General features: G+C 60.0%; 11 protein-coding genes. 10 read left to right on the top strand and 1 reads right to left on the bottom strand.

Going from position 1 to position 13,324, the window contains the following annotated elements; genetic code table 11:
- Position 1 precedes the first annotated feature (1 nt).
- From QWU44_RS08035 to QWU44_RS07990, 10 genes are all read left to right on the top strand, one after another.
- Positions 2-1,543 carry an ABC transporter ATP-binding protein gene (locus tag QWU44_RS08035; protein WP_370915161.1) on the top strand — a complete coding sequence of 514 codons (1,542 nt, stop codon included), beginning with the start codon at positions 2-4 and terminating at the stop codon, positions 1,541-1,543.
- Positions 1,536-2,294 (top strand): energy-coupling factor transporter transmembrane protein EcfT, encoded by a 759-nt coding sequence (locus QWU44_RS08030; protein ID WP_370915160.1) that lies wholly within the window; start codon positions 1,536-1,538, stop codon positions 2,292-2,294. The genes QWU44_RS08035 and QWU44_RS08030 overlap by 8 nt, the downstream gene beginning before the upstream one ends.
- A gap of 11 nt (positions 2,295-2,305) precedes the next feature.
- Positions 2,306-2,836: a hypothetical protein gene (locus QWU44_RS08025; RefSeq protein ID WP_370915159.1), complete on the top strand. Its 531-nt coding sequence runs from the start codon at positions 2,306-2,308 to the stop codon at positions 2,834-2,836.
- Positions 2,837-2,847: 11 nt separating this feature from the next.
- Complete coding sequence (locus tag QWU44_RS08020) at positions 2,848-3,240, top strand: NUDIX domain-containing protein (protein WP_370915158.1); 393 nt, start codon at positions 2,848-2,850, stop codon at positions 3,238-3,240.
- Between the two features lie 308 nt (positions 3,241-3,548).
- A complete protein-coding gene (locus QWU44_RS08015) occupies positions 3,549-5,135 on the top strand; it encodes an ABC transporter substrate-binding protein (RefSeq protein WP_370915157.1) in 1,587 nt (528 codons plus the stop codon).
- Positions 5,136-5,342: 207 nt separating this feature from the next.
- Positions 5,343-6,269, top strand: a complete 927-nt coding sequence (locus tag QWU44_RS08010) for an ABC transporter permease (RefSeq protein WP_198735563.1) — start codon at positions 5,343-5,345, stop codon at positions 6,267-6,269.
- Positions 6,262-7,269 (top strand): ABC transporter permease, encoded by a 1,008-nt coding sequence (locus QWU44_RS08005; RefSeq protein ID WP_198735564.1) that lies wholly within the window; start codon positions 6,262-6,264, stop codon positions 7,267-7,269. The genes QWU44_RS08010 and QWU44_RS08005 overlap by 8 nt, the downstream gene beginning before the upstream one ends.
- A 47-nt stretch (positions 7,270-7,316) precedes the next feature.
- Entirely contained in the window at positions 7,317-8,999 is a 1,683-nt protein-coding gene (locus QWU44_RS08000) for a dipeptide ABC transporter ATP-binding protein (RefSeq protein ID WP_370915366.1), read from the top strand.
- A 1,912-nt stretch (positions 9,000-10,911) separates the two neighbouring features.
- On the top strand, positions 10,912-11,655 hold the full coding sequence (locus QWU44_RS07995; protein ID WP_370915156.1) for a hypothetical protein: 744 nt from the start codon (positions 10,912-10,914) through the stop codon (positions 11,653-11,655).
- Positions 11,652-11,873, top strand: coding sequence for a hypothetical protein (locus QWU44_RS07990; protein WP_370915155.1), 222 nt, complete (start codon positions 11,652-11,654; stop codon positions 11,871-11,873). The genes QWU44_RS07995 and QWU44_RS07990 overlap by 4 nt, the downstream gene beginning before the upstream one ends.
- A gap of 459 nt (positions 11,874-12,332) precedes the next feature.
- Here QWU44_RS07990 and QWU44_RS07985 read toward each other — a convergent pair whose 3' ends face one another.
- Entirely contained in the window at positions 12,333-13,214 is an 882-nt protein-coding gene (locus QWU44_RS07985; RefSeq protein ID WP_370915154.1) for a trypsin-like serine protease, read from the bottom strand.
- Positions 13,215-13,324: the final 110 nt, after the last annotated feature.

Here is a 13,324-nt window from a genome sequence, read left to right as displayed (position 1 = left end):
GGTGCCGGAGTCGTATCACGGTGATCGACCTCGGGGAGCTACAGTCCGAGCCGTCGGTTTCGGTTGGCGGCATGCTGGTCGACTCCGCCCCACCATCTCGGATCTTGATCTTGACATTGAACCTGGGCAGCGGGTCCTCCTGCTCGGTGAATCCGGATCCGGAAAATCCACCCTACTCGCTGCGATCGCTGGTGTCCTTGGTGGTGATGACGAAGGTGACCGGACAGGTTCGTTGCTCGTTGAGGGACGTCCTCCCGAACAAGCTCGGGGTGTTGTCGGAATGGTCCTCCAGGACCCGGACTCCCAGGTCATCTCATCACGTGTGGGTGACGACGTCGCTTTCGGCTGTGAGAACCTCGGGGTCGAGCGTTCCGAGATCTGGCGCCGCGTCGGCCGTGCACTGGAAATGGTCGGCCTGGATCTTCCACTCGATCACCCCACGGCCGAACTATCGGGTGGTCAGAAACAACGGCTCGCCCTCGCGGGTGTCATCGCTATGGGGGCGCGCCTGATTCTCCTGGATGAACCGACCGCCAACCTTGATCCGGACGGCGTCGCCGAGGTTCGTGACGCCGTCGACAGGGTCGTGCGGGAAACCGGGGCTACCCTGATTGTTGTCGAACACCGGGTGGAGATCTGGTCCCCGATCATTGATTACGCGCTGGTTCTTGGGGGCGCTGACCGGGGACTAGTCGCGGCTGGTCCACTTGACGAGGTCATCGCGTCCGAGGGCCTCCGGTTGGCGGAGGAAGGGGTCTGGATCCCCGGTATCCCCCTCGATCTTCCTCCGGTACGATCTCACGCTCCAGGAACGGATGCCGATCCCGCCCTGGAAGCCAGGGAACTCACCGTCGGATGGGAGGAAGGACGCCCTGTGGGATCGCCCCGCAACCTCCGCCTTCCCGAGGGACGTTCCACCGTTATCACCGGACCGAACGGCGCCGGTAAATCCACTCTTGCGCTCACTCTCGCAGGCCTGATGTCCCCTCTCGGTGGGGAGGTGCTCGCGAGTGACAGGGTGGCGGAGGAGCTGTCCGGGGGGCCGCACTCCTGGTCCTCCCGTGAGCTGGCCACGAGGATCGGTTTCGTGTTCCAGGACCCTGAGCACCAGTTCGTGGCCCGGACAGTTCGATCAGAGTTGTTGATCGGACCAGTGGTTACCGCGGGCCGCCGAGGACGCTTCGGTCTGTGGCGGCGTCTCACGGGTCACCCTCCGGCGGACGCTGTCACCGCGGCAGACCGTGCCCGGGTCGATGAACTCCTTGAGCGGCTGCGTCTCGAGCATCTGGCAGAGGCCAACCCGTTCTCGCTGTCGGGTGGACAGAAACGTCGGTTGAGCGTGGCGACGGCACTCGTGACGACTCCTTCCGTCCTCATTCTCGATGAACCGACGTTCGGACAGGATCGCAGGACGTTCACGGAACTCATCCTGTTGCTCCGGGATCTGGTGGATGACGGGGTCACGTTGGCTTCGATCACACACGATCCGCTTTTTGCCCATGTTCTCGGGGATCATAGGATAGAGGTTGATGGGCATGCCTGACCTGTTGGCGCGTACAAACCCAGTCGCGAGGATCACGGCGCTGGCGTTCCTGACTACCCCGCTGCTGCTCTCCGTCGATGTCGTTTCCGCATCCTGCTGTCTGGCGTTGATCATCGTCGCGTTGCCGTTCACTGGTACGGGTATCCGGCAATTGTTGATCCGTGCCTGGCCCCTGTTTCTCGCCGCTCCATTGTCCGGCGTGTCGATGGCACTGTATGGCAGACCGGAAGGGGCCGAATACTTCTCCTTCGGCTGGATCCACATTACCGATAACTCTATTCAACTGGCGTTGGCAATCATGGTCCGCGTGTTTGCGGTGGGGATTCCGGCAATGGTTCTGATCGGTAGGACCGACCCCACGGATCTAGGGGACAGCCTCGCGCAGATCTGGCGTCTACCCGCCAGATTTGTCATCGGTGCCGTTGCCGGGGTGCGGCTTGCTACCTTGTTTCAGCGGGATTGGCAGGCGATGAGCAGGGCCAGGAGGTCCCGTGGTTTAGCTGATGACGCTCGCCTCATCCGGGGGGTGACGATGCTCTTCGGTCTGCTGGTTCTTGCACTACGCCGCGGTGCGAAGTTGGCCACGGCGATGGAGGCCAGAGCGTTCGGGACGGATGTTCCGCGCACCTGGGCGCGTCCGACTCGGTTGTCCGGATGGGATTGGTTGCTGATGGCGGTCTGTCTCGCTGCGTCACTTCTGTCACTCGGGGTTGCTGTCGCGACCGGTGACTTCCGTTTCCTGGGTGCGTAATGTTGAGAAATGTGTCGAACGATGTCGTGGATGTTCTTGTCGATGCTTGTGCCCGAGGGGTCCGGACAGTTCTGATTGGGGGACGTTCGGGATCCGGCAAGACGACGCTCGCAGACAGGTTGGGTGAACGGACGGGGCACCGAGTGATTCACCTCGATGACTTTTACCCTGGTTGGGGAGGGCTTGCACAGGGCAGCCTGATGGTTGCCCGTGATGTCCTGGATCCGATTGCTCCCGGGTATACCAGGTGGGACTGGTGCAGGGACCGTCCGGGGGAGTGGGTCGCACTGGATCCGGAGGAGACCTTCATCGTCGAGGGGGTTGGGGCCCTGACTCCGGCTAATTTGCGGGCTGCCCTCCGGCGTGGTCCGTGTTTCACCGTCAGGATGGAGCTTGCCACTGAGACTCGACGGAATCGGGCGCTATCTCGTGATCCAGGGTTCGCTGACTGGTGGAGATACTGGGAGGAACAGGAAATAAGCCATGCTGCTGATCCGAAGAACGTCCTGAGCACCGTCGATCTTGTTGTTGACGGCGGGTAGGCTGGTTTGGCATGACAGTGATACGGATTGCGGCAGTCGTGCTCCGTAATGTGGCGGGCGATGTTCTCAGTGTGCGTAAGCGCGGAACCGCATCTTTTATGCTTCCGGGTGGAAAACTCGAACCAGGGGAGGGCGCACGTCAGACTGCGGTCCGTGAGATTTTCGAGGAACTTGGAATTGACCTGGAACCTGCCTCACTTGTTGCTCTCGGGCGATTCAGTGCGAAAGCTGCGAATGAGGCCGGGTGCACCGTGGACTGTGACGTATTCACCTACCTGCACCCGTTGCACGGTGTGCCGGAAGTTCTGGCTGAGATCGCTGAAGCCCGGTTCTTTCCTCTGGACTCGACGGATCCGGATCTTGCACCTCTCAGCCGGGACGTGGTGTTCCCGGAACTGTGTTGACGATCTCGTGCCGTCGATCTACAAGGTCGTTTCACTTCCCGTTTACCTCGGTGTCAATAACGATTTAATAACGCGCGTAAGGTCTGCATCGGCCGTGTTTCCGAAAAAGTGCTGGTAATTCCTTTGCTTTGGTGCGGTGGAGTGTAATTGCTGCAGGTGAACTATGTGACAGATGCGGGTGCCGTTCTCGATAATTGAGGTGTGTCACAGTTAAAATGACCCACAATGAAACAGGCAGTTGAATCTGGTACGGGCTCAGTCTCGCCCAACTGTCGGGTTTCCGTTCATCCACACTGGGAGGTTCCCGCATGACTTTGAAGAAGACCATTGCCGCGATGACCGCGGCTGCGCTTGCTGTTTCCGTGTCCGCTTGCTCGTCGTCGGATACAGGCAGCGGCAGTGGGTCAAATAGTAAGTACATCACTGCCTGGGGTTCCGAGCCGCAGAACCCGCTGGTTCCGCAGGACACCAACGAGACCGGTGGTGGGCGCATCGTCGAGAGTATCTTTGCGGGTCTGGTGTACTACGACGCAGAGGGTAAGCCGCACAATGACCTTGCTGAGTCCATCACTCCGGAGGATGGCAATAAGAAGTTCGTCATCAAGATCAAGGAAGGGGAGACCTTCTCTGACGGCTCCCCGGTGACGGCGAAGAACTTTGTGGACGCCTGGAATTATGCTGTCGAGAACGAAACCTTGTCCAGTTACTTCTTTGAGCCGATCGAAGGTTATGAGGACGGCAAACCGCTGACCGGACTCGAGATCAACGATGATCACACCTTCACCGTTACCTTGGCTCAGTCGGAAGCGGATTTCCCGCTGCGTCTCGGGTACTCCGCCTTCTATCCTCTGCCTGATTCAGCCTTCGAAGACATGGATGCCTTTGGCCAGGAACCGATCGGTAACGGCCCCTACAAGGTTGCGAAGTGGGCGCACAACCAGTCCCTGACGTTGGTTCCCAACGAGAACTACGACGGCGGACGCAAGGTGCAGAACGATGGCATCGAGTTCGTCTTCTACCCCAAACAGGACTCGGCCTATGCTGCACTCCTCGACGGTAACCTTGACGTCCTCGATGCAATTCCGGACTCTGCCTTCACCAAGTACAAGAATGAGCTCGACGGACGCTGGGTCAACGAGCCTTCAGCAGTCTTCCAGTCCTTCACCATCCCGGAGAAGCTGGAGCACTTTAGTGGTGATGAAGGTAAACTCCGCCGTGAGGCCATCTCAATGGCCATTAACCGCGAGGAGATTACCGACAAGATCTTCGACGGAACCCGGACTCCCGCGACGGATTTCTCATCCCCCGTGATTGACGGCCACAGTGATTCACTCAAGGGCTCCGACGTTCTCGATTACAACCCGGAGAAGGCCAAGGAACTGTGGCAGAAAGCCAACGAGATCTCCCCGTGGAGCGGTCAGTTCACCATCTCCTATAACGCTGATGGTGGACACCAGGCATGGGTCGATGCCGTGGCGAACTCTATCAAGAACACCCTCGACATCGACGCAGTGGGCAACCCCTACCCGGACTTCAAGTCCCTGCGCGATGACGTGACCAACCGCACGATCTCCGGTGCGTTCCGTACCGGTTGGCAGGCCGACTACCCGTCCGTGGGTAACTTCCTCGCTCCGATTTACGGTACCGGTGCCGGCTCCAACGACGGCGACTACTCTTCGGCGGAGTTCGACGAGAAGTTGAAGCAGGCCGCGAGTGCATCCAGTGTTGAGGAATCCACGAAGCTCTACAATGAGGCGCAGGAGATCCTGCTTCAGGACCTCCCCGTCATCCCGCTGTGGTACTCCAATGTCACGGCTGGTTGGTCCTCGGCTGTTGACAACGTCCAGTTCGGCTGGAACTCGCAGCCCATCTACTACGGGATCACCAAGAAGTAATCAGAGGTGCCGGTTCGCCCGGTACCACCGACTCCTCACCGACCGTAGTGCGATTCGTCCAACGGATCGGACCAGTACTCAGGTGAGCTGGGTTGACGCCAGGCCCCGGGTCTCCGTTTTCCGGCGACCCGGGGCCTGGCGCGGTAGCCCGGTGTTTTCCTAACCGGGATTGTTCCGCCCCCACTTCCCTCGACAGAAGGAACCCCCATGCTGCGTTACGTAGGGCGCCGTCTGCTCCAGATGATTCCGGTCTTCTTCGGTGCGACATTCCTGATTTATGCGCTCGTATTCCTCATGCCCGGTGACCCGGTGCAAGCCCTCGGAGGTGATCGTGGACTCACCGAGGCCACCGCCGAGCGAATCCGTGCCGAGTACAACCTGGACAAACCGTTCATCATTCAGTATCTGCTGTATCTCAAGGGAATCCTGTCCCTCGATTTTGGTACCACCTTCTCCGGTCAACCCGTTAGCTCGGTCATGGCCACCGCATTCCCGGTGACCATCAAGCTGGCGGTGATGGCTCTGATCTTCGAAGCCATCATCGGTGTCGGCTTCGGTTTTATCGCCGGAGTCCGTCGGGGTGGCATCTTCGACTCCACCGTGCTCGTCATGTCCCTGATCGTCATTGCTGTACCCAGCTTCGTCATCGGCTTCGTCTTCCAGTACGTCGTCGGAGTGAAGTTCAGTCTCCTGCCGTCCACGGTCGGACCTCACGACACGGTCAAAAACCTCCTCATGCCCGCGTTGGTTCTCGGAGCCGTTTCCCTCGCCTATGTCCTTCGGTTGACCCGCCAATCGGTATCCGAGAATCTCACCGCCGACTACGTTCGTACAGCACGTGCAAAAGGCCTGAGCAACAACAACGTCATGGTTCGCCACGTGATGCGGAACTCGATGATTCCGGTCACCACGTTTCTCGGTGCGGATCTCGGCGCCTTGATGGGCGGAGCCATCGTCACCGAGGGTATCTTCGGAATCAACGGGGTCGGTGGCACGATATACAACGCCATCCTGAAGGGCGAGCCGACTACGGTGGTCAGTTTCACCACCGTCTTGGTCGTCGTCTACATCCTGGCGAACCTTCTCGTGGACCTGTTCTACGCCGTACTCGACCCGAGGATCCGCTATGCATGACAACATTGACAAGCCATTGCCCAACCCGACCGTCGATGACGCCGCAGGCACCTTGTTCCCCTCGAACCGGCGTGGCCAGAACCATTTCATCGCCGAGACCGACGAGACAGGTCTTGGTGCCGTTGATGCGGTCGCCGATGAATCTGCGCCCACCAGCGTGTGGGGCGAGTCGTGGCGATACCTGCGTCGTCGCCCGCTGTTCTGGTTCTCTGCGACTCTGATTCTTATCGCGGTGTTGCTGGCAGTTTTCCCGGGGATGTTCACGTCGACTGATCCTGCACTGTGTGAGCTGTCGAACTCTCTCGAAGGACCCCGTGAAGGGCATCCTTTCGGATTTGACAGGCAAGGATGCGATATTTTTGCGCGTACCATCTACGGTGCCCGTGCGTCGGTGACCGTCGGTATCCTCACGACCGCGCTCGTCGTGTTCATCGGAACGGTGATCGGTTCGCTCGCCGGGTACATCGGTGGCTGGATCGACGCCATTCTCTCCCGTATCACCGACACATTCTTCGCTGTTCCGCTGGTGCTCGCCGCGATCGTCGTGATGCAGATGTTCAAGGAACAGCGCACCATCATCACCGTCGTTCTGGTGCTCGGTCTATTCGGCTGGACGTCCATTGCCCGCATCACCCGTGGTGCCGTGATGAGTGTGAAGAACGAGGAATATGTCACGGCGGCCCGTGCCGTCGGCGCTTCACCGGCGAAGATTCTGACCAGCCACGTGCTGCCAAATGCGGCGGCACCGATCATCGTCTACTCCACCGTCGCGTTGGGCGTGTTCATCGTGGCCGAGGCCACGCTGTCATTCCTGGGCATCGGCCTACCGACGACGATCGTCAGTTGGGGTGGGGACATCTCCAAGGCGCAGAGTTCGCTGCGTACTCAGCCGATGGTTCTCTTCTACCCGGCTATGGCTCTGGCACTGACCGTGCTGAGCTTCATCATGATGGGCGATGCCGTACGTGACGCCCTCGATCCGAAGGCGAGGAAGCGATGAGCGATCCCGTGAACCCCACCACCCAGGACGCCGACGGCACCCGCCACATGGGGCACCGCCACGGAGATGATCCGCTGCTTGAGCTGAAGGACCTCTGCGTTTCGTTTACCTCGTCCACCGGCACCGTCGAGGCGGTCCGGAACGTCAACCTCACGATCTACCCGGGGCAGTCCGTCGCTATCGTAGGTGAGTCCGGTTCGGGTAAGTCCACCACCGCCATGGCCGTGATCGGGCTGTTGCCGGGAACCGGCAGAGTCACCAACGGCGAAATCCTGTACAAGGGCAAGGACATCTCGAAGCTCTCATCCAAGGAGATGGAGAGCTACCGGGGATCCGAGATCGGCCTCGTCCCCCAGGACCCGATGAGTAACCTGAACCCGGTGTGGCGCATCGGAACCCAGATCAAGGAGTCGCTGAAGGCCAACAACATCGCGACCGGTTCCCGCGCGGACAAGCGGGTCGCTGAGCTTCTTGAGGAGGCAGGACTTCCGGATGCCGAACGCCGTGCGAAGCAGTACCCGCACGAGTTCTCCGGTGGTATGCGCCAGCGTGCGCTCATCGCGATGGGTCTCGCCGCGCGGCCGAACCTCCTCATCGCCGATGAACCGACGTCCGCGCTCGACGTGACGGTGCAGAAGCAGATCCTGGATCACCTCGGAACGCTCGCGGATGAACTCGGAAACGCCGTACTCTTCATCACCCACGACCTCGGACTCGCTGCGGAACGTGCCGAGCACCTCGTCGTCATGCACCGCGGACGCGTCGTGGAGTCCGGTCCGTCACTCGAGATCCTGCGTGACCCGAAGCACCCCTACACCCAGCGTCTCGTGAAGGCCGCTCCGTCCCTGGCGAGTGCACGCATCCGTTCCGCACAGGAACAGGGGGTGGAGAGCTCGGAACTGCTGAGCCACTCCTCCGCGGAGGTCGCGGAGGAGGTCATCCGGGTCGAGAACCTCACGAAGGTCTTCGACATCCGGGGTGCGAAGGGCGCCAAGAAGAAGTTCAAGGCCGTCGACGACGTGAGCTTCGGTCTCCGGAGGGGAACGACCCTCGCGCTGGTGGGCGAATCCGGTTCTGGCAAATCAACCGTCGCGAACATGGTGCTCAACCTGCTGGACCCCACCTCCGGCAAGGTGTACTACAAGGGCACCGACCTGTCGACGCTGAACCGTCGCGAACTGTTCGCCATGCGCCGCAAGCTCCAGGTCGTGTTCCAGAACCCCTACGGTTCCCTGGACCCGATGTACTCCATCTACCGGTGCATCGAGGAACCCCTCAAGGTGCACAAGGTGGGCAACCGCAAGGAGCGCGAGAACCGTGTCGCGGAGCTCCTCGACATGGTCGCCATGCCACGGTCGACGATGCGCAGGTACACCAACGAGCTCTCCGGTGGCCAGCGCCAGCGCATCGCCGTCGCCCGCGCACTCGCGCTCAACCCGGAGGTCATCGTCCTCGACGAGGCCGTCTCCGCACTGGACGTGCTGGTGCAGAACCAGATCCTCCAGATGATGGCGGACCTCCAGGAGGAACTCGACCTCAGCTACCTCTTCATCACCCACGACCTCGCCGTCGTGCGGCAGACCGCCGACGACATCGTCGTGATGAAACAGGGACAGGTCGTCGAGGCAGGTACCGCGGACGACATCTTCGCCGGTGCGAAGGAGGCCTACACCCGGGACCTCATCGACTCCGTTCCCGGACTGGGGATCGAACTCGGGGTGTCGATCTAGACGAGTTCGTCCCAGACGAAAGGCCCGGTCCCGCTCTCCCCGAGCGGGACCGGGCCTTTCCGGTCGGTGGATCGGGTCCGGGTGCTAAGGAGGATCCGTCCAGCTGGATACCGTGCACAATTCGGAAAGTACGGGAGCAAGATGATGGCGAAAGCGAAGGAGCCGGGCATGCCGCTGCCGGTTGATTCGCTCACGGTGTATTAGGAGGGCAACCCCCGACCTCGAGTGTCAGCTTTGTCGTTGTCCCGGCCTGCGCCAACAAAACATCCTATGCTCAGGGCGGTGTGGAGTGTGTGGAAGAACCCCGGCAAAACTGGTGTTGGGTTGGTTCTGATGGGAAAAAGTGGCTGACGAGATGGGAGAGGGGCGGAGCGTAGCCGTATCGGCGCAGATGATCGCCCGGGCTCCGGGCCGCACGACTGATGCGGAACCGGTGGCCGCAGTGGCAGATGTTCGGCCGGAACGCCGAAAATCTTGTGGCCTCGTGGATGAGGTAGGCATGCTCCCCCGGGAGACGGTGCGCACCCTGAAAATCACCCGGCACACAGGCTCGCGTCGCTGTTTGGTACCGCGCAGCAGCATAGCGAAGCAAGGTGCACGGTGGACTGCTGACCATCCTGACCCACGAGTTGCCAGATGCGGAGAGTGCGGCGGACCTCCACCGGATCATGACCGCTCGGCCGCAGGCTCGACTACCGTCATGATGAACGGTGTTCCGCACGACTGGAAGCGTGGTACCGCCGAGAGTGGGCAATATCTGGTGGCCCCGAAGCGGGACCTCTGAACCGTGTGGCGCTAAAGGCCGTGAAGGAGCGCGGTCAGATGACCGAGCGTTTGTGAGGGGGCGACACGGGTGTGGGGGATATGGTGCGTAACGGGCAGCGTTGGGTAATCGAGCAGATCGCCCCGGGCGCAACGAAGCAGCCGCTGATCGGACGGGACACATGCCACTGTGACGTTGAGTGCATGATTACGGTCTGAACTGGAATGTTTCCCACCAGGTGCCCCGCCCAGTGCCTGTCATGGATGCGTCCCGCGTGTCTGGCCGTGGTCGATAAGACCGGGGAGTATGCGCCGATGGCGTGTCGGTGGCAGGGTAACTGCCTGTGTCAGACCGAGGTGACGCCTGACGACAGATGATGCGGACAACACCCCGCATGATCCGTGCCGTACGACCCGCAGTGATCGATTCTTGATCTGCCTGTCGCAGCGTGTGCCGCAGGCTGATCCGTCCAACAGCACCCGTGTGGGTGAGATTGCGGCGGTTGGGGGCGTGGAGCAGGATCGGATGGTTCGGCGTTTCTCAGGTCGCCCCGTGAGGAGCAAGCCCGCCAGACAGGAACCGGGGCGGGGTAGCGCGGACAGGGAAATCAGCAGGGTGCGGTCCGTGTGTGAGAACCGGGGCTCGTTGAAAACTGTTTGATCCGCATGCTGGTGAGGACACCATCGCCGAGTGGAAATAGATCGGCGAGAATTGTCGCCGGGAGCGTTACGAGATCCACGCACAGGATGATCACCTGGTTGCGGAAGTCGGTGGGCCAGGGTCTGCTACAGATCCGTGGACGTGGTTCGTTGTGCTTGTCACGCACCACCGGATCAGCGGTACCGTTTCATTGGTTACAAGGGGTTCGTTATATATGTAGGCTTACCTATGTTTAGTAGTGTATCTGTGGTTAACCTGTGGAGGTGTGATCATGCACGGTTCAAGCGTTATTAAGCTAATTGTAACTGTAGTAACTGCTGTGGTCTTGGGGGTTAGTAACATTTCCGCTGCTTCTGCTCAAGAAGTGGGTGGTGAAGAGGGGAGTCTTGTTGAAACGGCACTTGCTGCGGAAAACAGGCAATCCAACAAGGAGTTTCCGAGCGTGCTGAGGTTGCTCGTCCGTCCAAAGCGGAGATAACTGATGAAGGAGTGACTGGAGACACGTATTTCGGTGAAATTTCAGTTTCGTTTGGTGACTCCGTCAAGCTTGAAGACGTTGCGTGGACTGAATACGCTGCGGATGTTGAAACTGGCGCAGTCGCACGGGCTTCTTCTGAGGTTGGCACTCTAATTCAGACAGAAGTAGTCGCGAAGCATGAAGACTTTGTCGAAAAGGAATGGGGGTTATCTATGCCTAAAGGGGTGGAAGCTGTTGTGTTTGATGATGGTTCTGTCGGATTCCGCATGGACACTGGGAATGGTGTTTCTGCAGTATCGGAAACCGTAATCTCTGCACCGTGGGCTGTCGATGAGGACGGCAATCCCCTTGAGACATGGTATGAAATTAGCGCCGATGGTTCTTCTCTCAGGCAAATTGTAGACACTCAGGAGACTGAGGGGGAAATCGTTCTGGATCCACAGATTACCTACGGCTGGGGAGTCTATTTTAACTGGTTTGGTTGGGAGCTTCGTGCCTTGAAATCCGCCGGCGGCGCTTCTCTTGCGCTGGCGGTAGGGTATGGGTGTGCACAGGTCGCTAGGCTCCGTCATCCTTTGGTTGTGGCAGTTGCCGGGCTTCTCTGTGTGACGGTAGGGTCTACGGTTGCTCTGTGGTCTCTCAAAGTCGCCCTAGACAATCTACGGCACATCAACGATGGAACTTGCTACCAATGGAAAGTTGGTTCTTATCAAATCAATACTGTTGCAGAACGAGGAAACTGTACTCCGAAATGAAATCACTGAAATTCCTCCTGGTGGTGTTGATGATTTGGCTGGCGACCCAAATCATTGTTTGGAGCTTCGCCGAAATGGTACTGGGCGATAGCAGGCTGGCTCATGTCCTGGGCCTCGAAGAAACGGAGCCCTACCTCAAAATTCTTGTCTACACTCTTTTCCCATTACCCTTGGCTGTTGGACTTGCGCGTCGAGTGACCGGGAAGCGTGACGCCTGATGTAAACGGCTCTGGCCTGGATTGTCATGGGTTGATGATTCTGAGGTGTCACCACAGTTTCAGTTTCTGGACCGTTATTCTACGAGATACGGTGGCCGCTCGAATTAGCCTTCGGGTTCGGCGCTTTTCCACATGCTCTGCTCGTGTTGTCTGTTGGGGTCGGGGTGATGGTGTGAAGCTCTCATCATCCGTGATCCCGCTGCCCCGCGGCAGACGGCAGGCGACAGCGTCGTGATGAAACAGGGGTAGGTCGTCGAGTCCGGTACCGCCGACGAAATCTTCGCCGGTGCGAAGGAGGCCTACACTTGGGACCTCATTGACTCGGTCTCCGGTCTCGGGATTGAACTCGGGGCGACCATCTGGTAGCCGTCTCCGGCCCGCGCGAAAAGGCCCGGCTCCACACGGATGGAGCCGGGACTTTTCGGCTTTCCGGGGACTACCTCAGTGCGCGCGTCGCTTCTACGAGGAACCGACAGGCGGCACACCCAGCGGGATTCCGGCGGTGAGGAAGGACAGTTCCGGCGGAAGCTGCGGCATACTGCTGCCGAACACCGCCGGTACGGGGGGAAGCACCGGAGCGACCGTCGGGTACGCGGTGGCGTCGACGAGTGGTGCCGGGGAACCGGTGACAGCCGGACGCGGGGCACCGGAGTGCCTGCTGATCCAGTCCAGGTTCTCCGCCACGGGGACGTACCAGGCGACGGTGCCGTCGACCGTGTTCCCGGTCCCTGCATTCGACATTGCTATGATTCCCGTGACAGTTCCATCCATGAACAGGGGGCCGCCGGAATCACCTGGTTGGATTCGTCCAGCATCTACCCACGTCTCCACCATCGTGGCGCTCCGGTCTGGACTAGGTACATTGGTGACCCGGCGCTGTACCGTCACTGAGGATTCCTGAACCGGGGGTGCGATACTGCCTCGGATACCACCCCAGCCGATTGCCTGGCCGACATCGCCGGGCTGCATGTGGTGTCCGGAGAGCGGTGAGACTGGCGCAGTGGACGGTCGATCAAGTTTGACCAGCGTCAGATCTACGTTCGGATGCAGGATGACTTCACGGGCGTGGTGGTGTTCGGCGTGATAGGTCGGTCCCACCGAGACATCTGAGGTGGTGCCCTCACCTACGCAGTGCTTTGCGGTGAGTACCCACTCCGGAGCTATCAGAGTGCCGGTGCAGTTCATGTCACCGAGTGAGAGCCGGACTGCGGAGGCGGCGAACGCGGGGTTGGCGTCGTGCGCGCTGATGATCGCCCCGGCTGGTGTGGCGACAATGACAGGTGAGATCATCGCGACTCCTGCAACCGTAGTTGCGAGAGCGCGGCGGATGAGGTGGGCCATGATCGTGGTGTTCCTCTGTGGTCGGGGGTCGGGTTACGCGGTTGGCGGGAGTTACTCCCGGAGATCTGTGAGGTTGGTGTGGTTAACCCCGTTCGTCACACTCTACCGCT

The organism is Corynebacterium sp. CCM 9203, assembly GCF_041357675.1.
Classification (GTDB): Bacteria; Actinomycetota; Actinomycetes; order Mycobacteriales; family Mycobacteriaceae; genus Corynebacterium.
This window is presented reverse-complemented; position numbering and strand designations above follow the sequence as displayed.

Coding starts and splice junctions, on each gene's coding strand:
- QWU44_RS08030 (WP_370915160.1), top strand. CDS start 1,536: ATGCCTGACCTGTTGGCGCGTACAAACCCAGTCGCGAGGATCACGGCG.
- QWU44_RS08020 (WP_370915158.1), top strand. CDS start 2,848: ATGACAGTGATACGGATTGCGGCAGTCGTGCTCCGTAATGTGGCGGGC.
- QWU44_RS08015 (WP_370915157.1), top strand. CDS start 3,549: ATGACTTTGAAGAAGACCATTGCCGCGATGACCGCGGCTGCGCTTGCT.
- QWU44_RS08010 (WP_198735563.1), top strand. CDS start 5,343: ATGCTGCGTTACGTAGGGCGCCGTCTGCTCCAGATGATTCCGGTCTTC.
- QWU44_RS08005 (WP_198735564.1), top strand. CDS start 6,262: ATGCATGACAACATTGACAAGCCATTGCCCAACCCGACCGTCGATGAC.
- QWU44_RS08000 (WP_370915366.1), top strand. CDS start 7,317: ATGGGGCACCGCCACGGAGATGATCCGCTGCTTGAGCTGAAGGACCTC.
- QWU44_RS07990 (WP_370915155.1), top strand. CDS start 11,652: ATGAAATCACTGAAATTCCTCCTGGTGGTGTTGATGATTTGGCTGGCG.
- QWU44_RS07985 (WP_370915154.1), bottom strand. CDS start 13,214: ATGGCCCACCTCATCCGCCGCGCTCTCGCAACTACGGTTGCAGGAGTC.